The organism is Spirillospora sp. NPDC047279, from assembly GCF_040643285.1.
Lineage (GTDB): Bacteria > Actinomycetota > Actinomycetes > Streptosporangiales > Streptosporangiaceae > Spirillospora.
Genome location: NZ_JBEYUA010000024.1, coordinates 71,426 through 92,096, shown reverse-complemented (window position 1 = coordinate 92,096; position 20,671 = coordinate 71,426). Strand labels below are relative to the sequence as shown.

Below are 20,671 nucleotides of genomic sequence, written 5' to 3'. Positions count from 1 at the left end.
AGTGAACGCACCTGATCGGCCCCCGCTCCGGCCCGCCGGAACGACCGGCATGGCCGGAGCGGGGGCCGTTCGTTGCGAGGTTCCGCACGGTGGACGCGGCCGTCGAGGCCCGTTCACGCGCCTGAGCGAAGAAGAAGCCTGAGCGATCCGCCGGCTTCGCCCCCGCCGGGCACGCTCGTGGCTCGCCGACCCGCTCCGGGCCTCCACCTCGGCCGACGTCCGCGGGCTCCGCCCCGGCTACGTCAAAATGAGCTCTGTGGTTTCGTTCCGCCCCCCTCTCCGGCTACGCGGACGGCCTGGCACGGGGAATAACCCGTGGAGCCGGGACGCCGACCGCGAGGTTCGGTCGTCGGGGGGCGGATTTGGCTACGCTTTCTCGTGTCAACCGCTTTTGACGATGGGGCGTCGGTAAAGGTGGCAACAGCAGGCGTTCCGTGGTCACTGCGCCGGGGGAGGTTGGATGGCGTCGCCGTTTGACGGTGCGGCCGGGCCGGGACGTGAGCCTGCCGATCCGGATGGTGCGGCGGGGCGGCTGGAGGCGCTGGCGGCGACGGGGCTGTCCGCGGCGGCGGACGCGGAAATGGACCGGTTCGCGCGGCTGGCGGCCAGTGTGCTGGGTGTGCCGGTGGCTCTGGTGTCGCTGGTGGAGGCCGATCGCCAGGTGTTCCCGGGGATGCTGGGGCTGGCCGATCCGTGGGGAAGCGCGCGGAGCACGCCGCTGACGCATTCGTTGTGCCGGCATGTGACGGCCTCCGGCGAGCCGCTGGTGCTGCCGGACGTGCGCGAGGACGAGCGGACGCGGGAGAGCGCGGCGATCGCCGACCTGAACGTGGTCGCGTACGCGGGGATGCCGCTGACCGACGGTGAAGGTCATGTGCTGGGGTCGTTGAGCGTGATCGACACCGTGCCGCGTGACTGGACCGGGCAGGAGCTCCAGAACCTGCGGGATCTGGCGGCGGCGTGCAGCGCCGAGTTGCGGCTGCGGATCCTCTCGGCGCAGGCGGGACGTTTCCAGGAACGGGCCGAGGCGGCGCGGGGCGAGGCCGAGCGGGCGCGACGCGGTGCCGAGACGGCCGTGAAGGAGGCCACGCAGGCTCAGGAGGTGGCCGAGTCGGCGCAGCGGGTGGCGGAGTCGGCGCAGGCTCTGGCGGAGAGGACGACCGGACGCGCGGAGGACTTGGAGCGGCAGTCGCGGGTGGCGTTGGGACGTTCGCAGCTGTTGTTGCGGGCGGCCGAGGATCTGGCCGACACCACGGGGCTGGAGCAGGTGCGGCGCCGTGTCACCGACCTGGTGAGCGGCGATCTCAAGCCCGCCTACGTGGGGTTGGTGCTGGTGGAGGGGCGGCGGCTGCGGCGGGTGGTGGACTCCCAGAACCCGCTGCGGCTGGAGGCCGAGTACGAGAGCTACGGCCTGGGTGACGCGTGGCCGACCGCGCAGGCCGCGCGCGAGGGCAGGGTGGTGATCGTGCCCGACCGTGAGGCGCTGGTCGCCGGCTACAGCGTCGAGGCGGTGGCGGGGTTCGACTCGCTGGGGCTCGCCAGCGCGGTGTGCATGCCGCTGCTCGCCACCCGTCCGGTGCCGGGCGGGCCGTCGACCCTCGGGGCGCTGGTGCTGGGCTGGGCCAGCAGACATGACATCGACGTGGTGGAGCAGGCGGTGCTGGCGGGCCTGGCGGTCTACACGGGCCAGGCGGTGGAGCGGGCCCTGTTCGTGGACGAGCGGGTGGGCGTCGCGCACAAGCTGCAGATGGCGATGCTCACCGAGCTGCCCGAACCCACCAGCCTGGACTGGGCCGCGGTGTACCGGCCCGCCGCCGACGCGGAGATGGTGGGCGGCGACTGGTATGACGCCTACCCCCTCCCCGACGCCGATCCGGCGGCGCGCCGCGATCGGCGGGGATGGGCGGTGACGGTCGGCGACATCACCGGGCACGACATGAACGCCGCGGCGATCATGGGGCAGACCCGCGCCATGCTCCGGCAGGCGGACATCGACCATCCGGGGCAGGATCCGGCGCGTGCGGTGACCGCGCTGGAGAAGGCGTCCGAGCATCTCGGCCTCAACGCCGGCGGCACTCTGGTCCACGCCCATCTGCGCCCGGCGGCCTCCGCTCCGGCGGGAGGCTGGACGATGACCTGGACCAACGCCGGGCATCCGCCGCCGCTGCTGGTCTCGCCGGAGGGAGCCGTCGTCCGCCTGGAGGAGCACGACCACCTGTTGTCTCCCGGGCTGCGGGATTGGCCGCGCACCACTCATCGCAGGGTGCTGCCGCCCGGCGCGCTGCTGCTGCTCTACACCGACGGGCTGGTCGAACGCCGCACCCGGGGTTTCGACGTCGGCGTCGACCAGGCGGAGGAGACCCTGCGGCGCCTGCTGGCCGGCGATCCCGACAGGCCGTTGCCGGTCCTGCTGAGCAGCATGGCCGACCAGCTCAGCGATGCCGGCGGGGCCACCGAGGACGACGTGGTGCTGATGGCCGTCCGCATCCCCAGGCCCGGCCCCGTCGAGGGGCCCGCGGCGTAGCCCTCCGCCGGGATCGGGCCACTTGTGCGCCTTCCGGGCGGGTGGCATAGTCGTTGACACATAGTGAGAACAGCATTCTCGACAATCGGAAATTTGATTGCCGAGAGGCTGGTTCCGCGGCCCTGGCGGGAGGCAAGGATGACTGTGCGGACGGTGCTGGACGACATTCGCAGGCGCCCGGGAACCGGAGAGGTGATCCCCGTCATCGACCCGGCGACCGAGGACCAGATCACCGAGTTCACCGACGGCGGGGCCGCGGCGGTGGACGAGGCGGTCGCCCGTGCCCGGGCCACGTTCGAGTCCGGTGTCTGGCGCGGCCTGCCGGGACGCGAGCGCGCCAAGATCATGTGGCGGATCGCCGACCTGATCGAGGAGCACGCCGACGAGCTCAACCGGCTCGACTCGCTCAACGCCGGCATGCCGCTGATCGCGGCGCAGATGATCCTGCCCACGTGCGCGGAGATGTTCCGGTACTACGCCGGCTGGTGCACCAAGACCGAGGGCAACGCCTACGACGTCCAGATGACGACCGGGATCACCGGCTCGGCCGCCGACCTGCACGCCTACACGCTCAAGGAGCCGTTCGGCGTGGTCGGGCTGATCTTCCCCTGGAACGGCCCGATCTTCAACGCGTGCGCCAAGCTCGCGCCGGCCCTGGCCGCCGGATGCAGCAGCGTGGTCAAGCCCGCCGAGGAGACGCCGCTCTCGGCGATCGTGCTGGAGCGGATCCTCGCCGAGGCGGGCGTGCCGGACGGGGTGGTGAACCTCGTCCTCGGGTACGGCCACACCGCCGGAGCGGCACTGAGCGCGCACCCGGGCGTGGACAAGATCGCCTTCACCGGCTCGACCGAGGTCGGCAAGCTGATCGTGCAGGCCGCCTCCGGCAACCTCAAGAAGGTCATGCTGGAGCTGGGCGGCAAGTCGCCCGTACTGATCTTCGACGACGCCGACGTGGAGACGGCCGTCTTCTCGGCGGCGATGGGCATCTTCGTGCATTCCGGCCAGGGCTGCGTCTGCGGCTCCCGCGTCTTCGTCCAGCGCGGCGTCTACGACCAGGTCGTCGAGGGCCTGGCGGGGATGGCGAACACCCTGCGGCTGGGCGGCCCGAGCGAGGAGGGCGCCGTCATCGGCCCGCTGATCAGCCAGAAGCAGCTCACCCGCGTGATGGGGTTCGTCGACGAGGGCAAGCGCGACGGCGTCGAGGTCGTCACCGGCGGGCACCGCCTCGACCGGCGCGGCTACTTCGTCCATCCGACCGTGCTCACCAACGTCGACCGCGGCATGCGGCTCTACCAGCAGGAGATCTTCGGCCCGGTCGTCACGGTCCTGCCGTTCGACGACGAGGACGAGGGTGTCGCGCTCGCCAACGACACCGCCTACGGGCTGGCCGGCAGCGTCTACACCCAGAACCTCAGCCGCGCCCACCGCCTCGCCAAGCGGCTGGAGGCCGGCACCATCACGCTGAACTGCCAGCTGGTGTACGACCACGCGCTGCCGTTCGGCGGCTACAAGCAGTCCGGCTGGGGCCGCGAGTTCGGCAAGGACGGCATCGAGGCCTACCTCCAGACGAAGACCGTCTACGCCCAGCTCTAGAGCACCCTGCGGCCTGGCCCCGCATCTATCCGGTCGCGCTGTCCTTCGCCCGGTCCGCCTCCCGTCCGGTGGGCGCCGCGTCGCGGGTCGGGGCCGAGCCGGAGATGCGGGCGACGAGGAGCGCGCAGGTCAGGGCCGCGACGGCGAAGAGCCAGAAGCTGAGGCGGTAGCCGGAGAGGAGTGCTTCGCGCGCCGCCGCCGACGGCCGGGTCTGCGCGCTGGCGTACAGCACGTGCCTGTCGTCCGGGGCGAGGCGTGAGGAGACGATGGCCAGGCAGATCGCGGGGCTGAGCGAGATGCCGAGGAAGTGGATGGTGAGGCGCACGCCGTTGACCACGCCGAGCGTCTCGGCGGGGACGCCCATGATGAGCAGGGTGGTGTTGGCGGTGTAGAAGACGCTGCTGCCGGCGCAGGCCAGCACCATTCCGGCGGCGATCAGCGGGTAGGACGTGTCCCCGGCCAGGGTGATCGCCAGGAGCGCCAGGCCCGCCGTGGCGGTGAGGGTGCCCCACATCGCGATGCGCTGCGGCGCGAACCGTGCTCCCAGCCGGCCGCTGATCGGCGGGGCGATCATGCCGGCCAGGGGTCCGGCGAGGACGGCGAGTCCCGCCTCCGCGGTGGACATGCCCCGCACGTTCTGCAGGTACAGCGCGACGAGGAACGCCATGCCTGCCATGCCGACGGCGCTCAGCGGCGCGGCGAGGTTGCCGAGCACGAACGTGCGCGTGGAGAACAGGCCGGGGTCGATCAGCGGCGACCTGGACCGCCGCTGATGCAGCACGAAGCCGGCGAACACCAGCGGGCAGAGCACCAGCGGCACGAGCCGCGGCGCCTCGAGCCAGTTCCCCGAGCCCGCCTGCGAGACGACCAGGACGAGGAGGGCGACCCATCCGGTCAGCAGGGCCGCGCCGACCACGTCGATCGGGCCGCGCGAGGAGGTCGCGGTCCGGGGCAGGCAGTAGGCGCCCCACGCCAGCGCGGTGATGCCGACGGGGACGTCCATGAGGAACACCCACTGCCAGCCGAACGTGTCGGCGAGATAGCCGCCCAGGGACGGGCCGAGCAGGGGCGCCACGCCGAGCGCTCCCAGGTAGACGCCCATGCTCTGGCTCAGCCGCTCCTTCGGCACGGCGGCCGCGATGAGCGCCGTCCCGTTGGCCATGGCCATGGCGGCGGCGATCCCCTGCAGCGTCCGCAGAACGATCAGCGCCTCGATGGTCGGCGCCGCCGCGGCCGCGAGGCTGGCCAGGGTGAACAGGGCGAGCCCCGACAGGTACACCTTGCGCCGGTCGAAGCGGTCGGCGAGCCTGCCGCACACGACCAGCAGGGACGTCTGGACCAGCATGAACCCCAGGACGACCCAGGTCGCCGCCAGCGGTCCCGCGCCGTAGTGCCCGGCGATGAGCGGCAGTGCGATGTTGAGGACGGTGCTGCTGAGCACGAGCATCGTCGTCCCCAGGCTCACCGTCGCGACGATCTGCCAGGTGCCGGCACCGGACGGCGCCGTGGCCCGGCCGCGCCGTGCGATCGTCATGGTCCGGGGCCGGAGGCGACGCCGCCCAGCCCGTTCAGGACTACGCCACGCATGAGAGGGGGGTTCTCCTCGCTCGTTTTGGATCAGTTTCTCACCACAAGTCTGGATCACGCGACGCCCCGCTGACGAGGCCGGCTCAGGCTCCTTCGACGCGGATGCGGAGGGCCAGCGCCACATCGATGATCTGGGCGTTCTCGGGGGGAGGGCCGGTGGAGTCCCACCAGCGGATCGCGCTGATCTCCTCGTTCGGCGTGAACTCCTGAACTCTGGTGGGGGCGTGCGCGGTGTAGACGGCGGCGCACTCCTCGCGCGGCGGACCGGTCAGCCGGAACCGTGCGTACCCCGCCAGGGTCAGGTCGGGCAGGTGCAGGCCGCTCTCCTCGCGCAACTCCCGTACGGCCGCCTGGGCAGGCGTCTCACCAGGGTCGATCCGGCCGCCGGGCAGTTCCCAGCCGTCACGGAAGCGGTCGAACACCAGGAGCAGTTCCCGGCCGTGCCACACCGCGATCAGGGCCGCGCACATCGGAACGTCGTCCGGTGCGCGGGGGGTGTCCGCGGCCGGCAGGAACGCCGTGAGCACGTTCCCCTTCGCGTCCCGCGCCAAGACACCATCCATACGTTTCAGGATGATAGGAAATCGCCGATCGCCGCCGCGGTTTCCTCCGGTGCCTCGATCTGCGGGTAGTGGCCGATTTCCGCCAGCACGGCGGCGTCGTCTCGGGTAGGCGTTCGCGGATTCGATCGAGTACGTGCGCGCCGCTGACCGGGTCGGCCAGGCCCCAGACGAAGAGAGCGGGGACGGTGCTGGCTCCTGGCGTTCGGCTCTGCGACCTGAACTTGGGAACACCGCAGGTCCCCGCGCCGCCGTCGCCCGCGTCCGTTCGGCAACCCTGATAACGATCTCCGGGGGATTCCCGATGGTGCGGACACGCCCTCGGACGCTTGGCTCGTTCCATGGTCAACTCACATCAGCGCGCGCTCACCGTCCTCGCCTCGGTGGGCGTGCTCTCCGCCGCCACGACAGGGTGGGCATCGGCCGATGCCCCCGAGCCCGGGCCGCACGCGGCCGTCCGAACCGCAGGGTCCCAGGCCTGGTCGCACGCACGTACCCAGGCCGCGTTGGAGGCGATCGTCCGGCAGGGCACGCCCGGTGCGATCGCCGAGGTGAGGTCCGGCGGCCGCAGCTGGACCGGGACGGCCGGCGTCGCCGACTTCAGCGGCCGCCCGCGTACCTCCGACGAACGGTTCCGGATCGCCAGCATGACCAAGCCGTTCACCGCCACCGTGCTGCTGAAGCTGGAGGCGGCCGGCAGGCTGTCGCTCGACGACAGCGTCGAGCGCTGGCTGCCCGGAGTGGTGCGCGGCCCCGGCTACCGGCCCACGAAGATCACCATCCGGCAGCTGCTCAACCACACCAGCGGAATCTTCAACTACAACGACGACGAGGGCTTCCGAGCCCGATACGCCGGGGACGCGTTCGACAAGAACCGCTACGACCGGGTGCCCCCGCGCGAGCTGGTGGACATCGCGCTGGCCCACCCCCCGGTGTTCCAGCCCGGGACGCCGGGACGCTGGAAGTACTCCGACACCAACTACATCCTGGCCGGAATGGTGATCGAGAAGGCCGGGGACGGCAGCTACCGGGACCAGGTCGAGGAGCAGATCATCAAGCCTCTCGGCCTGAGCGGCACCAGCGTGCCGGGCACCTCACCGAGCCTGCCCCGGCCGCACGCGATCCACTACTCCACGCTGTTCGAGGACGGGCCGAACGCCGAGATCCGCGATGTCACCGAGCTCTCCCCCACCGTGGCGTTCTCGGCGGGAGAGATCATCTCGACCACCGCGGACGTGAACATGTTCCTGTCCCGGCTGCTGCGCGGCAAGGTGCTGCCCCCCGCGCAGCAGCGGGCGATGTTCCGCACCGTCGCCGTCGAGGGGGCCGACGGGCACGGCGGCGCCGAGGACCGCTACGGCCTGGGCATCCGTAAGTTCAAGCTGACGCCGGGATGCTGGGTCTGGGGCCATGGAGGCATGATCCCCGGGTCGGCGTCCCGCACGGCGGCCACCAGCGACGGCCGGCACGTCCTCACCATGAACCGCAACGGCGACTGGGGCGAGCAGGCGCTGGAGGACGCCGTCCTCAAGACCGAGTTCTGCTGAAAGGCCCGCGTCAGGTAGCGACGCTCACGGCGTCGGGGTCGGAGCCGGCACCGAGGACGGGTCCAGGGGTCGGCGCGGTGGTGCCGTGACCCGGTCCCCACGTCGTGCGGTCAGCAGCCGCTCGGCCCGTGTCGATGTGGACGGTCAGCTCACGCAGTTCGGCAGGCATCGACGTCCGTTCGAGAAGGAGATCCGTAAGCGTGGGGCACGGTGGGTGGGAGGTCGGTGCGGGCGCCGGTGCGTTCGGCGCCGATGCCGGCGGTGACCACCAGGGCGATCCCGGCGGCGGCGAGCCATCCGGGTACCTGGTGGAGGAAGATCAGGCCGATGAGGGTGGCGATGGCCGGTTCCAGGCTCATCAGCGTGCCGAACGCGACGGTGCTGAGCCGGCGCAGGGCGATCATCTCCAGGATGAAGGGCACCACCGGCAGCAGCACCGCCAGGCCGAGCCCGGCCACCAGGATCGGCCAGGTGAGGCGGTCCAGGACCGAGGGGCCGGCGATCACGGTGGCCACCAGGGCCGCGACGGGCATGGAGATGGCCAGTCCGGCGACCCCGGCGACCCGGTCGCCGACGCGCTGGGTCAGCAGGATGTAGGCGGCCCAGCAGGCCGCGGCGGCCAGGGCGCAGGCGACTCCGACCAGGTCGGTGGCGCCGTGCCACGGCTCGGTGAGCAGCAGCACGCCGGCGGCGGCCAGCAGGGGCCACACCTTGCGGCCGCCACGGCCCCGGACCACGGCGACGCCCAGCGGGCCGAGGAACTCCAGCGCGCTGGCGGTGCCCAAGGGGAGCCGCTCGACCGCGGCCATGAACAGCAGCGTCATCCCGGCGGTGGCTCCGCCGAGCGCCGTGCACGCCAGCAGGTCGGCGCGGCGGAAGTCCCCGAGCCGGGGCCGTACCACGACCACCAGCAGCACCCCGGCCCACGCCAGCCGCAGCCAGGCCGCGCCCTCGGCGCCGATCCGGTCGATCAGCGTGATCGACACGGCCAGGCCGAGCTGCACGCACGTCATCGCGGCCAGGGCCAGGCCCGCGCCGGTACGGGCGCCCGTGGCGCCCGGAGCCGACGTGATCGATGTGGTCGAGGAGGTCATGGACTCCAGTAGAAGGGATCTTTACCGTTCATGTCCACGTGAGATTCCTGGACACATTGTTAAGTGATCATGAATGATGGACGGATGGACGTTCGCCGCCTGCAGATGTTGCTGGAGCTGTCCCGGCTCGGGTCGATGCGCGAGGTCGCCGAGGAGATGGGGACCACCACCTCGGCGGTGTCGCAGCAGATCGCCGCGCTGTCGCGGGAGGCGGGCACGGCGTTGACCGAACCGCAGGGCCGCCGGGTACGGCTGACGCCGGCGGGCCGGCGGCTGGCGAAGCACGCCGTGACGATCCTGGCGGCGGTGGAGGAGGCCCGGCTCGATCTGGACCCCGGCGCCGAGCCGGCCGGCACCGTGCGGGTCGCCGGTTTCGCCACGGCCGTGCGCCGCTCGCTGCTGCCGGTGATGGCGGACCTGTCCGACCACCCCGGAGTGAGCCTGCACATCCACGAGCACGAACCCGCCGAGGCACTGGCGATGCTGACCGCGAACACCGTCGATCTCGCTTTGACCTACGACTACGACCTCGCTCCCGCCGTCGCCGACCCCGGCGTGGAATCCCGGCCGTTGTGGACGACGAGGTGGGACCTGGCGGTGCCGCACACCGTCACCGCGCCCCGGGGCGAAGCCCCCTCGGTCTTCGCCGCGGTCCGCGACCAGGACTGGATCGTCAACTCCCGCGGCAGCGCGGACGAGCACGTGGTGCGCGTCCTGGCCTCGATGGCCGGTTACGAGCCGCGGATCACCCACCACGCCGACAGCCTGGAGCTGGTGCAGGACCTCATCCTCGCCGGCCTCGGGATCGGGCTGCTGCCGGCCGACCAGCCGGTGCGCCCCGGGATCGAGCTGCTGCCGCTGGCCGACCCGCCCGTGACGCTCCGTTCACATGCCGTGGTCCGCCGCGGCCACGCCAACTGGCCCCCGCTACAGCTCATCCTCAACCTGCTCACCGCCGGCGCGAAAGCCTGATCGGCTGGGACGGCCGAGCGTGGCGGCGAACGTGCGGGGAACGGCTACCGTCCGAGCTCCGCGGCCAGCCCCAGGAGGTCGGTCCGCCCGATCTGCCCCAGCAGGCTCGCCACGTCGAGGTAGATGCGCTCGTTCGTCAGGAGGTCGCCCTCGAAGAAGAACACCGCGATCACGGGCACCCGGAACGCCTTCCCGGTGGGCGGCCCGCCGTAGAACTCACCGAGGTTGGTCCCCAGCAGATCGAACTCGGCCACCACGGTGTCGTCGGCGACGTGCATGCGCACGTTCTCGTGCCGCTGGTCGGGGAACGCCGCCCGCTGCGCCCGGTGGTAGGCGAGCACCGCCTCCTCGCCGTCGTGCACCTGCCCGGTCGCCATGATCTCGTAGCGGGGAGGCCCGGCGAACGTCGCGACCGTCCGGTCGAACTCCTTCTCCACTTCGGAAGCGAAATGTTCTTCCAGCAGTGCGAGCCGCCGCTGACGCGATTCCGTTGAGACCACGACCTGGCTCCTCGGTACGAAAGATCAGATGTACGAGCAACCTACCGTTCGACCGATCCGCGGACGGGTCGATCAGACCGGGCACCGGCCCGCGATGGCGGGAGCGCGAACCGGCCGCATCCACGACCGTCCGGCCGGGGCGGTTCATCCCGTGATCAGAGCGGGATGACGCGGATCGTCGACCTTCACCGCGAGGTCGGCGGTCCGCATCGGATCGGCTTCGTTCTCGTACCGCTCGTACGCGGGCAACGTCCACTTCTCAGCCTCGGGCGTCCGGCGGGCCAGCGCCGCCGCCGACATGCTCAGATGGACCGTGAGGTCGAAAGCGAACCCGCGTCCGAGCAGCATGGCGCCGTCCAGCAGCAACACTCCGCCCTCCGCGACCGAGCGATACCGTTCGCGGGTGGCACGGTCGGTGGTGCTGTCCCAGAGACTCGGCAGGATCTTCCCCGAGCCGCCCGGCGCCAGCGGCCCGAGCACCTCCCTCTCCAGCCCCCCGATGTCGAGCCACTCGTCGTAGAAGACGTCCGGGTCCTCCCGTCCGAACTCGAAACGCAGGGAGGCCGGACGCAGGAAGCCGTTCGCCGAGACCCGCACGGCGTCTCTCCCCCGTACCCGCAGCGGGTCGAGCAGCGCATCGGCGAGCGCACCGGGCGCCGCGGCCGGTGCCCCGTCGACCGCGACCCGCACCCACCCTTCGCGAGGCGCCACCGCCACCCGGTCGCACACCTCGTCCACCAGGCGTTCGAAGGAAATGGCCCGCGCACGCATCCCTTCCATTCTCCGTCATCCCGCCACCGGAGCCTCCTCACCCGTCGGGAGCGAGCCGATGAGGCGGAGGGGGACGGATTTGGGGCCGAACTCCAGCCAGTTGAACATCTCGACCGGCCCGTCCAAGGTGATCTCGGAGGTGCTTTCGAGAAGGGACCGGAGGGCGGCGGCCATCTGCATGCGCGCCAGGGCGGTGCCGGGGCAGCGGTGGGCGCCTCGGCCGAACGCCAGGTGGCGGTTCGGGCTCCGGTCCAGGTCGAGGCGGTCGGGGTCGGGGAAGACCGTCTCGTCGCGGTTGGCCGAGGGGAAGAGCATGGTGATCGGCTCGCCCGCGCGGACGGTCCGGCCGCCGACCTCCACGTCACGGGTGGCGGTGCGGGCGAACACGCGGTACGGCGCGTACAGCCGCAGGAGTTCTTCGATGGCGTTCGGCAGCAGGTCGGGGCGGTCGCGCAGTCGTTGCTGGAAGTCCGGCTCGCGGGCCAGGTGGACGGCGGCGCTGCCGAGCACGGCGTGGGGGGCTCCGATGCCCGCGACGATGGTCTGCCGGACCGTTCCGACCACCAGGTCGCCGGGGATGGGCGGGTCCGCGGTCAGCAGGCCGGTGACCATGTCGGTGGCGGGGTCGCGCGGGTCTCGGCGTCGTTCGTCGACGAGGGCGCGGGCGATGCCGTAGAGCTCGTCGCTGGCCCTCATGATCCGGGGTTTGTCCATGTCCTGGATCGCGAAGCTGTAGTCCACGCCGATCCGGCGGATCTCCAGGACCTGGTCCAGCGGCAGGCCCAGGAACTCGGCGAAGCACTGTGCGGCGAACGGCAGCGCGAACTCCTTGGAGTAGTCGCCGCCGCCGCGCGCCAGCATCGGCCGCAGCAGGTCCCCGGCGGCCGCCAGGAAGGCCGGCTCCAGGCGGCGCACCGTCGCGCGGCTCATCACCCGGTCCAGCGGAGCGCGGTAGATGCCGTGCTCGGGCGGGTCGAAGTGCAGCGGAGGCCTGCGGCTGCTGCGCGGGACGTGCGGGACGACGTTCTGGACGGCGGTGCTGAACGTCTCGTTGTCGCGGGCGATCCGCACCACGTCCTCGTAGCGGGTCGCCGCCCAGAAGCCTCCGAAGGCGTCGCTCCATGGCACGGGGCAGCGCCGTCGCAGGTCGGCGTAGACGGCGTGGGGGCTGTCGAAGGTCTCCGGCTCGCGCGGATCCCAGTCGGGCGGGCGTTCGGTGGTCATGCGTCCCCGATTCTCGGTGGCGGGAGCGGTCGGTGAGCCGGAGCGGATCAGAGCAGGTGGCGGCGGGCCAGGCGGGCGAGCGCCTCGATGCCGTAGACGACGACGGCGATCGTGATGACGATGGCGCTGGTGACGTCGTAGCGGAGGGTGGCGATGGACTCCTGCATCAGGTAACCGATGCCGCCCGCGCCGACGATGCCGAGCACGATCGACTCGCGCAGCGCCAGGTCGGCCACGAACAGGCCGTTGCCGGTGAACGACGGGACGAACCGCGGCCAGATCCCACCGGCGAACGCCTGCGGCCGGGAGGCGCCGACCGAGGTCAGGGCCTCGTGCGGGACCGGGTCGAGCACCTCGAGCGAGTCGGTGAAGAACTTGGCGGCCAGCGCGGTGCACGAGATCCACAGGGCCAGGAACCCGGCGAACGGACCGAGCCCCAGAGCCGCCACGAACAGCAGCGCGTACACCAGGTCGGGGATGCCGCGGATCACCACGACCAGCGCGCGGACGACCGCCGACAGCGGCCGCCAGGGTGTCACGTTCGCCGCGGTGAGCAGGGCGAGCACGAGCCCGCCGAGGGTGCCGACGGCCGCGGCGCCGAGCGCCATGAGCAGGCTCTCCAGCACTCCCATGAGGACGTCGCCGGAGAAGGCGGGCGGCCACATGCCGGTGAGCATGCCGCGCACGTTCGGCCAGGCGTCTCCGAGCCGGCCGGGGCTGAAGTCCAGCGACCACAACGACAGCAGGAAGACGGCGGCGGCCGCGGTCATGCCGGCGAACCGCAGCACACGATCGCGGTCCCAGCCGACGTCGTAGGGGGCGCGTTCGCCCGCGGGCAGTGCGGCGGGCCCGGTCCGGTCGTTGCCGGAACGACGGCGGATCGCGACCGACAGCAGTTCCAGCAGCAGGATCAACACGATGATCACGCAGATGATGCCCGCCGCACGCCGGTAGTCGAGGCTCCCCAGCGCGGTCTGGAGCGCCACCCCGATGCCGCCGGCGCCGACGACGCCGAGCACCGCCGACGCCCGGATGTTGATGTCGAGGCGGTACAGGACGATGGCGACGAGCGCGGGGAACACGCGCGGCAGCACGTTGGACGCCGCCACCTGGGCCTCGCGCGCGCCGCAGGCGCGCACGGCCTCGGCCGGGACCGGGTCGGCCTCCTCGATCGTGTCGGCCAGCAGTTTGGCGATCATGCCGACCGAGTGCACGGCGACCGCGATCGCTCCCGCGAGCGGCCCGAGCCCGAACGCCCGGACGAACAGGATCGCGAAGACGAGCGTCGGCACCGCCCGGGTCAGGACGATGACCAGCCGGGCGGCCGGGCCGATCCAGCGGCGGACCGGGCGCGTGCGGGCGGCGGCGAAGGCCAGCGGAACCGAGGCCAGCGTCGCGAGCCCCGTTCCCGCGACCGCGATCAGGAGGGTCTCCAGGACGAGCATGGCGATGTCGCCGGCGGCGGGGAACTCGGGCGGCACCATCCGTTCCAGGAGCCGCCCGGTGTCCCCGAGCCCGGCCGCCAGGGACAGCGGCGACAGGCCGATCCACCAGAACGTCACCCCGGTGACGACGACGGCGCCGATGAGCAGCCCGGCCGCGACGGCCGTCCGGGCTTCCAGCGGCGGGCGGAGCGGCCCTGGGGCGTGCTCGGGCTCGGGCTCTGGCTCGGCGCGGACGACCGGCGCGGGGCTAGTCATGGGCGGATCCCGCCGTCTCGTAGACGGCGCGCAGCCGGCTCTCCGGCAGTCCGGCGGCGGCCTCGTCCAGCACGATCCGCCCCGAGCGCAGCGCCACCACCCGGTCGGCGGTGGACAGGGCCAGGTCGATCTGGTGCAGGCTGCACACGACCGAGATGCCGTCCTCGGCGCTGATCCGCTTGAGCGTGTCGAGCACCAGCACGCTGGCGGCCGGGTCGAGCGAGGCGACCGGCTCGTCGGCCAGGATCAGCTCCGGCCGCTGCACCAGCGTGCGGGCCACGGCGACCCGCTGCTGCTGCCCGCCCGACAGCGTGTCGCATCGCTGGAAACGCTGGTCGGCGAGGCCGACGCGATCGAGTTGCCGGACGGCCCGTTCGCGCAGGGCACGCGGGTAGGTCATCACGCCGTAGCGCGGCCAGCGCAGCGTGGCCAGCGCGCCCATCAGCACGTTCTCCAGTGCCGAGAGCCTGCCGACCAGTCCGAACTGCTGGAACACGAATCCCACCCGGGCGCGCAGCGCGCGCAGCTCGCGGCTCGAGCAGCCGGCCGGGTCGGCGCCGAGCGTGCGGACGGTGCCGCCGTCCGGCAGGTGCATCCCGTTGACCAGCCGGAGAAGGGTCGACTTCCCCGCACCGGACGGCCCGACCAGGGCGACGAACTCGCCCTCGGGAACGGTGAGGTCGATCCTGTCGAGCACGGTCGTGCCGGCGAACGCCTTGGTCGTTCCGGCGAGGCGCAGCACGGCCGCGTCGCGGGTGTCGTTCATGGGGGGCCTCTCAGTCACCGGACGTGCACACCTCGGCCTTGGTGATCTCGCAGATCCGCGCGATCGGCGCGTACGTCTGATCGCTCGCGGTGATGAACGTCCAGGCGTTCGACGACCCCAGCGGGCACGCGGTCGCTCCCGCGTACCGCTTCCAGGGCGCCGGGCCCTTGATCTCCTTGCCCTTGCAGAGCCCGGCGGAGGCGGCGCCGGTGGCGGTCAGTCCCGTCACCGACCGGGTGACCTTGTCCTTGACGTCCTTGGGCAGCCAGCTTCCGACCACGACGGGCGGACCCGGGATGAGCGGCGAGGTCCACACCTTGCGGACCTGGCCGGGCTTGAGCTGCCCCCGGGCGGGCAGCAGCTGGTCGATGAAGACGTCGCCGACGAACGCGATGTCGCAGTCACCGGCCAGCAGCGAGGCCACCGCGGTGTCGTGGCCCTTGGTGAACACGCTCTTGGCGTCCTTGGCCGCGTCCACCCCGGCCTCCTTGAGCGAGGCCAGCGGCTGGAGGTAGCCGGTGGTGGAGCCGGGGTCGGTGAAGCAGATGTCCTTGCCCTTGACGTCCTTGAGCGACGTGACGGAGGTGTCGTTCCCGCGCGTGACCCCGTAGGCGTAGGCGCCGGGGTCGCCCTCGGGCGCCTGCAGCGGCACGGCGACCGGCTCGACCTTGGCGCGGCTGCGCGCCAGGTAGTAGCTGAACGCGCCGTACACGGCGACGTCGACACGTTTGGCGACCTGCGCCTCCACGACGGCGGCGTTGCTGGCGACCGCCTGGAACTTGACGGGGACGCCCACGTCCTTCTCCAGCGCGGCGGTGATCGGGGCGAAGGCGGCCTGGAGGTTGTCGGTCTGCTCGGACGGGACCGCGGCGAAGACGAGCTGGCCGGGACGGCTCCCGCCGCCACCGCTCCCGCCGGCGCCGCGGGCGCCGGGACCGGACCCGCAGGCCGAGACGAGGGCGGCCACTGCGGTGATCGCGATCACGCTGGTGGATGTCTTCCGGAACATCAGGGACTCCCTTGATGCGGGGTGGTCGGCTCAAAGTAGGCAGGTGAAAAGGCATTGTCAACACTTCTGTGACGGCCGTAAGATTCCTGTCCAACATTACCTACGGCTTTATCAGGACGACCGTCGAACTACTGTCTCCTTTCCTTCGGGAGCCGGACATGCACCTCCCCCACCCCCCGTTCCGGCGCGCGGCCACCGCCGTCACAACCGCCGCGCTCGCCCTCACCACCATCGCGCCGCCCCTCGTCGCCGCCCCGCCCGCGACCGCGTCCGCCGCCGCTGTCGGCTCCGCCGGCGGACACGCGCCGGTCAGCCTCCGCGGCGTCCACCCCACCGGAGCCACCTACGCCATCGAGATCCCCGCGGGATGGAACGGCACCGTGCTGTCGTTCAGCCCGGGTTACGGCCAGGGCGCCGGGGACCAGCGGCGGCCCGCCGGTCTCGGCGGCAACGCCGCCGCTCAGCGCTGGCTCCTCGACCACGGCTACGCCCTCGCCGGGACCCGCCCGTACGGGGACGGCTGGGCGGTCGAGGAGACGCTGCGCGATTCGGCCACCACCCTCACCGTCCTCGCCCGTACGGCAGGGAAGCCCAGAACCACGCTGGCGTGGGGCTCCTCGATGGGCGGCAACATCGCGGCGGGCCTGGCCGAACGCCGCCCCGACCTCGTGGACGGCGCTCTTCCCTACTGCGCCTCGGTCGCCGGGCCGGTCGCCATGCTCAATCAGGCCCTCGACGGCGCGTTCGCGTTCACCACCCTGCTCGCGCCCGACGCCGGCGTTCCGCTCGTGCGGCTCGGCTCCGCCGGGACCGAGGCAGGCGCGAACGCCGCCGCCAGGAACGTCCTCGACGCCGCGCAGCGGACCCCGCAGGGCCGGGCCCGCATCGCGCTGTCCGCCGCCTTCGCGCAGATCTCGACCTGGTCCGTGACCGGCACGCCCGAGCCCGCCGCCGACGACTGGGCGGGACAGCAGGAACAGCAGTACGCGGCGTTCATGCCCACCGTGTTCTCGCCCCGATTCCCGCTGGAACAGCGCGCCGGCGGCAACCTGTCCTGGAACACCGGCGTGGACTACCGCGCGCTGCTCCGGCACTCGGGACGCACCCGGCAGGTACGGGCCCTCTACGCGGCGGCCGGACTCGACCTCGACGCCGACCTGACCCGCCTCGGCTCGGCACCGCGGATCTCAGCCGACCCGGGCGCGGTCGCCTACATGGAGCGCAACTTCACCCCGGACGGCGAACTGGACGTTCCCGTTCTGACGCTGCACGAGCGCGGTGACAACTTCCCCACCGTCACGCAGGCCCGCGCGTACTCCGACGCCGTCCGGCGGGCGGGGGACGGGCCGATGTTGCGGCAGGCGTTCGTCGACCGGCCCGGGCACTGCGGTTACACCGGAGCCGAACTGGTCGCCACCGTGCTGACCCTGGAGACGCGCGTCAAGACGGGCCGGTGGGGCGACGGCGCCGGCGCACCGGAGCTGGGACGGCTCGCCGCCCGTCTCGCGGCCCGGGACCCCGACCTGGGGACCGCGCGGTTCGTCCGCTTCACCCCTGACCGTTTCCTGCGCCCGCACGTTCCCGGAGGCCTCCGATGAGACCGCGCACGACGATCGCCGCGTTCGCCGCCCTCGCCACGCTCGCCGCCCTGTCGGCGCCCGCGACCGCCGACGCCGGCCCCGCGGCTCCGCGCGAGCTGACCGGCGTGCACGCCGACGGCACCCGTTACACGATCACCGTTCCGCCCCGCTGGGACGGCACCCTGCTGCTGGTCGCCAACCGGGAGCGCCTCGGCGCCGCCTTCCAGGAGCACGTGACCCGCCAGGGCCACGCCGTCGCCGGCACGGAGTCGCGGCCCGGCTGGCGCCTGGGCGACGACCTGCGGAACATCGCCGCCACCCGGGCGGTGTTCGACGAGAAGGTCAGCGTCCCCGCCCGCACGCTCGTGATGGGCGACTCCCAGGGCGGGCTGCTCACCCGCGGCTTCGTCCAGTACTACGGCCACCTCGTGGACGGCGCGCTCCCGGCGTGCGGCGGCGGCGCAGGCACCGTCGCCATGTGGAACGCCAAGCTCGACGCCGCCTGGGCCCTCAGGACGCTCATCGACCCGGACTCGCCGATGTCGCTGGTGAACATCGCCGACCCCGCCGCCGAGCAGGCGGCCCTGACCGGCCTGATCGACCGCGCCAAGGCCACCCCGGAGGGCCGGGCACGGCTGGCGCTGGCCGCCGCGTTCGCGCAGGTGCCCGCCTGGAACGACCCGGCCGTGCCACGGCCCGGTCCCCGGGACACCGAGGCACTGACCGACGGCTGGATCGCCGGGCTGCCGTTCGGCGTCGGCGCCCAGATCCGCGCCGCGTACGAGCAGTACCTCGGCGGCAACCCGTCCTGGAACACCGGCGTCGACTACCGTCACCAGCTCCGTCTCTCCGGCCGGGAGAGGACGATCGGCGTCATCTACCGGAAGGCGGGCGCCGACCTGCGCGCGGATCTCGGCAGGCTCGCGCGGGCACCCCGGATCGCCGCCGCCCCGGACGCCCTCGCCAAGGCCGAGCGGTTCATCACCTACGACGGCGAACTGCGCGACCCCGTCCTCACCCTGCACACGGTCGGCGACCCGGCCGGGCCGGTGTCCGACGAGCGCGCCTACCGCGACACCGTGACCCGGGCGGGAGCCGCCTCGCCGCTGCGGCAGGCGTTCGTGGACCGGGCCGGGCACTGCACGTTCAGCACCGCCGAGCGCGCCGCCGCGCTGTCCGTCCTGCTCGAACGCGTCGACACCGGACGCTGGCCCGCGGTGACCCCGCAGGCCCTGCGCCGCCGCGCCGGTGAAGGCGCGCTGTTCACGCGTGCCGCGCCCACGGCGCCCGCCAGGACGTGGGACGCTGACGACCGGGGCTCCTACACCGACCGAGGAGAACGCACGATGGGCAACACCGGGTGACCGCACCCGTGACGAGCTCCCTGCCTCGGGGGAGGCAGGGAGCCGAGCCTCAGCGCCTGCTCACGACACTGCTGGGCGACTACTGGTTCTGGCGCGACGAGCACATCCCGTCCGCGGCCCTGGTCCGCCTGCTCGAAGAGTTCGACATCAGCGAGACCGGCGCGCGCGCGGCGCTGCGCCGGGTCGCCTCGCGCGGTCTGCTGACCAGCTCCCGTTCCGGCCGTACGACGGCGTACGGCCTGCCGCCCCGCGCCCACGACGTCATCGTGGCGCACGTGCTGCGGCTGCTGACGTTCGGCGCGACCATGCCCACGTGGGACGGCGAGTGGACCGTGGCGATGTTCTCCGTGCCCGAGGAGCAGCGCGACACCCGGCGCGCGCTGCGCGACGGCCTGCGCCTCCTGCATTTCGGGATGTTGTTCGACGCCGTCTGGGTCAGCCCCCACGACCGGACCTCCGACGTCGTCGCACTCGTCCGCAGGCTGGACGTCCCCGGGGTCACGGTCTTCCGTGCCCGCGAGATGACCGAGCAGGGCCTGGACGGCGTCCTCGACCGCGCCTTCGACATCACCACCCTGCGTGAACGGTACGACCACTTCATCGCCACCTACCGCGAGGAAGGGACGAAGGCGGCCCGGCCCGGCATCTCCCCCGCCGAGGCGCTACGGCTGCGCACCGCGGTCATGACGGACTGGCGGGCGTTCCCCAATCTCGACCCCGACCTGCCCGCCGAGCTCCTGCCCTCCGACTGGCCGCGCGACGAGGCGCGGCGGCTGTGCGTGCGCATCTACGACTCGCTGGGCGATCCCGCCGAACGGCGGTTCCGGGAGATCCTGGCCGGGTACTCCCCCGAGCTCGCCGAACTGGCGTCGCATCACACCTTCGCCCAGGCGTCCACCCTGCGCGCCGGCCACGCGCAACGGCGCACCGAGTTCGACGAGAACACCGACCGGGACCGTCTGACCATGCTCACCTGACCTCGCTGCGCCCTACCTCCGCCGTCCCCGGAAGATCGGTTCAGAGTGCTTGGCCGGTTTGCGGCTTGTGGGCGGGTCGATCGTTCCCGGCGCTGGCGAAGAACGCGGCGAGGGGGTTGGTGAGCCTCGGGCGCGCCCGGTTGAGGGCGTCGTGGCCGCTGCCGGGAATCCGCAGGGTGCCGGCCTGGGGCAGGACGCGGGCGAGCGCCTCGTTGCTCTCGACGTAGTAGGGGGCGCTGTTGGCGCCGCAGGCCAGCAGGACGGCGGCGGTGATCCCCGCCCACTGCTCGGCGGGCCCGTCGTGCCGCAGGATCTGCTCGCCCTCGTCCAGGGTCAGCGGCAGCAGGTCGCCCATGGTCCGGCCGATCCGGGTGCGCATGAACGCGCGGACGACGGCGAGCTGGACGCCGAACGGAAGCCTCGACGCCGCCATCTGCGGGTTGATGCCCGCACTGGCGATCGTGAGGGCTCGTGCGGTGTCGCCGCGGCGCAGCGCCTCCCGCGCGGGCTCGAACCAGGGCGCGGGAAAGCTGCCGTCGATGGAGACCGCGGCGTCGTAGAGCGCGAGCCGGTCGATCGGCAGCCGGAGCGCCGCCTTCAGCGCGATGAAGCCGCCCGAGCTGTGCCCGATGACGTTGCCGGTGCCGGTGTGCTCCATGATGGCGGCGAGGTCGTCGATGTCCTGCTCGATGGCGTCGGGTCGCGACACCGGCGGGGCGTCGCCCCGTCCCCGCCGGTTGTAGAGGTGGACGGTGAACCGGTCGGCCAGCGCCGAGGCCAGCCGGCGGTAGTCGTGGATGGTGACCCCGCCGCCGTGCACCACCACGATGCCTGGCCCGTTCCCGCTGGAGTGCACCGCCAGGTCGGCGCCGTCCCGTGCCGTGATCCGTTCCATGATCGCCT

General features: G+C 72.5%; 17 protein-coding genes. 7 read left to right on the top strand and 10 right to left on the bottom strand.

Going from position 1 to position 20,671, the window contains the following annotated elements; translation table 11 throughout:
- Nucleotides 1-460 precede the first annotated feature (460 nt).
- On the top strand, nt 461-2,524 hold the full coding sequence (locus ABZ810_RS41985; protein ID WP_358412722.1) for a SpoIIE family protein phosphatase: 2,064 nt from the start codon (nt 461-463) through the stop codon (nt 2,522-2,524).
- 138 nt (nt 2,525-2,662) lie between these two features.
- Entirely contained in the window at nt 2,663-4,117 is a 1,455-nt protein-coding gene (locus ABZ810_RS41980; RefSeq protein WP_358412720.1) for an aldehyde dehydrogenase family protein, read from the top strand.
- Between the two features lie 25 nt (nt 4,118-4,142).
- Here the strand turns inward: ABZ810_RS41980 and ABZ810_RS41975 are convergent, their stop codons facing one another.
- Nucleotides 4,143-5,651 (bottom strand): DHA2 family efflux MFS transporter permease subunit, encoded by a 1,509-nt coding sequence (locus ABZ810_RS41975; RefSeq protein ID WP_358412718.1) that lies wholly within the window; start codon nt 5,649-5,651, stop codon nt 4,143-4,145.
- A 136-nt stretch (nt 5,652-5,787) separates the two neighbouring features.
- A complete protein-coding gene (locus tag ABZ810_RS41970) occupies nt 5,788-6,267 on the bottom strand; it encodes an NUDIX hydrolase (RefSeq protein ID WP_358412716.1) in 480 nt (159 codons plus the stop codon).
- A 338-nt stretch (nt 6,268-6,605) separates the two neighbouring features.
- On the opposite strand from ABZ810_RS41970, the gene ABZ810_RS41965 reads away from it, so the two are divergent.
- Nucleotides 6,606-7,811: a serine hydrolase domain-containing protein gene (locus ABZ810_RS41965; protein ID WP_358412714.1), complete on the top strand. Its 1,206-nt coding sequence runs from the start codon at nt 6,606-6,608 to the stop codon at nt 7,809-7,811.
- Nucleotides 7,812-7,960: 149 nt separating this feature from the next.
- Here the strand turns inward: ABZ810_RS41965 and ABZ810_RS41960 are convergent, their stop codons facing one another.
- Nucleotides 7,961-8,905 carry an EamA family transporter gene (locus ABZ810_RS41960; protein ID WP_358412712.1) on the bottom strand — a complete coding sequence of 315 codons (945 nt, stop codon included), beginning with the start codon at nt 8,903-8,905 and terminating at the stop codon, nt 7,961-7,963.
- Between the two features lie 84 nt (nt 8,906-8,989).
- On the opposite strand from ABZ810_RS41960, the gene ABZ810_RS41955 reads away from it, so the two are divergent.
- Nucleotides 8,990-9,877, top strand: a complete 888-nt coding sequence (locus tag ABZ810_RS41955; protein ID WP_358412710.1) for a LysR family transcriptional regulator — start codon at nt 8,990-8,992, stop codon at nt 9,875-9,877.
- A gap of 44 nt (nt 9,878-9,921) precedes the next feature.
- Here the strand turns inward: ABZ810_RS41955 and ABZ810_RS41950 are convergent, their stop codons facing one another.
- From ABZ810_RS41950 to ABZ810_RS41925, 6 genes are all read right to left on the bottom strand, one after another.
- Nucleotides 9,922-10,377 (bottom strand): ester cyclase, encoded by a 456-nt coding sequence (locus ABZ810_RS41950; RefSeq protein ID WP_358412708.1) that lies wholly within the window; start codon nt 10,375-10,377, stop codon nt 9,922-9,924.
- A gap of 144 nt (nt 10,378-10,521) precedes the next feature.
- Nucleotides 10,522-11,148, bottom strand: coding sequence for a uridine kinase (locus ABZ810_RS41945; protein WP_358412706.1), 627 nt, complete (start codon nt 11,146-11,148; stop codon nt 10,522-10,524).
- Between the two features lie 15 nt (nt 11,149-11,163).
- Nucleotides 11,164-12,372, bottom strand: coding sequence for a cytochrome P450 (locus ABZ810_RS41940; RefSeq protein ID WP_358412704.1), 1,209 nt, complete (start codon nt 12,370-12,372; stop codon nt 11,164-11,166).
- Nucleotides 12,373-12,419: 47 nt separating this feature from the next.
- Nucleotides 12,420-14,072, bottom strand: coding sequence for a phosphonate ABC transporter, permease protein PhnE (gene phnE / locus ABZ810_RS41935; protein WP_358412702.1), 1,653 nt, complete (start codon nt 14,070-14,072; stop codon nt 12,420-12,422).
- Complete coding sequence (gene phnC, locus ABZ810_RS41930) at nt 14,065-14,838, bottom strand: phosphonate ABC transporter ATP-binding protein (protein WP_358412700.1); 774 nt, start codon at nt 14,836-14,838, stop codon at nt 14,065-14,067. The genes phnE and phnC overlap by 8 nt, the downstream gene beginning before the upstream one ends.
- A 10-nt stretch (nt 14,839-14,848) precedes the next feature.
- Nucleotides 14,849-15,847, bottom strand: a complete 999-nt coding sequence (locus ABZ810_RS41925) for a phosphate/phosphite/phosphonate ABC transporter substrate-binding protein (protein WP_358412698.1) — start codon at nt 15,845-15,847, stop codon at nt 14,849-14,851.
- Nucleotides 15,848-16,005: 158 nt separating this feature from the next.
- On the opposite strand from ABZ810_RS41925, the gene ABZ810_RS41920 reads away from it, so the two are divergent.
- The 3 genes from ABZ810_RS41920 to ABZ810_RS41910 are packed head-to-tail and all read left to right on the top strand — an operon-like array spanning nt 16,006 to nt 19,768.
- Nucleotides 16,006-17,445: an alpha/beta hydrolase gene (locus ABZ810_RS41920; protein ID WP_358412696.1), complete on the top strand. Its 1,440-nt coding sequence runs from the start codon at nt 16,006-16,008 to the stop codon at nt 17,443-17,445.
- Nucleotides 17,442-18,791 carry a hypothetical protein gene (locus ABZ810_RS41915; RefSeq protein WP_358412694.1) on the top strand — a complete coding sequence of 450 codons (1,350 nt, stop codon included), beginning with the start codon at nt 17,442-17,444 and terminating at the stop codon, nt 18,789-18,791. The genes ABZ810_RS41920 and ABZ810_RS41915 overlap by 4 nt, the downstream gene beginning before the upstream one ends.
- A gap of 8 nt (nt 18,792-18,799) precedes the next feature.
- On the top strand, nt 18,800-19,768 hold the full coding sequence (locus ABZ810_RS41910) for a PaaX family transcriptional regulator C-terminal domain-containing protein (RefSeq protein WP_358412692.1): 969 nt from the start codon (nt 18,800-18,802) through the stop codon (nt 19,766-19,768).
- Between the two features lie 40 nt (nt 19,769-19,808).
- Here ABZ810_RS41910 and ABZ810_RS41905 read toward each other — a convergent pair whose 3' ends face one another.
- Complete coding sequence (locus ABZ810_RS41905; protein WP_358412690.1) at nt 19,809-20,663, bottom strand: alpha/beta fold hydrolase; 855 nt, start codon at nt 20,661-20,663, stop codon at nt 19,809-19,811.
- Nucleotides 20,664-20,671 lie beyond the last annotated feature (8 nt).

Coding starts and splice junctions, on each gene's coding strand:
- ABZ810_RS41925 (WP_358412698.1), bottom strand. CDS start 15,847: ATGTTCCGGAAGACATCCACCAGCGTGATCGCGATCACCGCAGTGGCC.
- ABZ810_RS41965 (WP_358412714.1), top strand. CDS start 6,606: ATGGTCAACTCACATCAGCGCGCGCTCACCGTCCTCGCCTCGGTGGGC.
- ABZ810_RS41955 (WP_358412710.1), top strand. CDS start 8,990: ATGGACGTTCGCCGCCTGCAGATGTTGCTGGAGCTGTCCCGGCTCGGG.
- ABZ810_RS41940 (WP_358412704.1), bottom strand. CDS start 12,372: ATGACCACCGAACGCCCGCCCGACTGGGATCCGCGCGAGCCGGAGACC.
- ABZ810_RS41970 (WP_358412716.1), bottom strand. CDS start 6,267: ATGGATGGTGTCTTGGCGCGGGACGCGAAGGGGAACGTGCTCACGGCG.
- ABZ810_RS41980 (WP_358412720.1), top strand. CDS start 2,663: ATGACTGTGCGGACGGTGCTGGACGACATTCGCAGGCGCCCGGGAACC.
- ABZ810_RS41985 (WP_358412722.1), top strand. CDS start 461: ATGGCGTCGCCGTTTGACGGTGCGGCCGGGCCGGGACGTGAGCCTGCC.
- ABZ810_RS41960 (WP_358412712.1), bottom strand. CDS start 8,905: ATGACCTCCTCGACCACATCGATCACGTCGGCTCCGGGCGCCACGGGC.
- ABZ810_RS41945 (WP_358412706.1), bottom strand. CDS start 11,148: ATGCGTGCGCGGGCCATTTCCTTCGAACGCCTGGTGGACGAGGTGTGC.
- ABZ810_RS41920 (WP_358412696.1), top strand. CDS start 16,006: ATGCACCTCCCCCACCCCCCGTTCCGGCGCGCGGCCACCGCCGTCACA.
- ABZ810_RS41905 (WP_358412690.1), bottom strand. CDS start 20,663: ATGGAACGGATCACGGCACGGGACGGCGCCGACCTGGCGGTGCACTCC.
- ABZ810_RS41915 (WP_358412694.1), top strand. CDS start 17,442: ATGAGACCGCGCACGACGATCGCCGCGTTCGCCGCCCTCGCCACGCTC.
- phnC (WP_358412700.1), bottom strand. CDS start 14,838: ATGAACGACACCCGCGACGCGGCCGTGCTGCGCCTCGCCGGAACGACC.
- ABZ810_RS41975 (WP_358412718.1), bottom strand. CDS start 5,651: ATGACGATCGCACGGCGCGGCCGGGCCACGGCGCCGTCCGGTGCCGGC.
- phnE (WP_358412702.1), bottom strand. CDS start 14,072: ATGACTAGCCCCGCGCCGGTCGTCCGCGCCGAGCCAGAGCCCGAGCCC.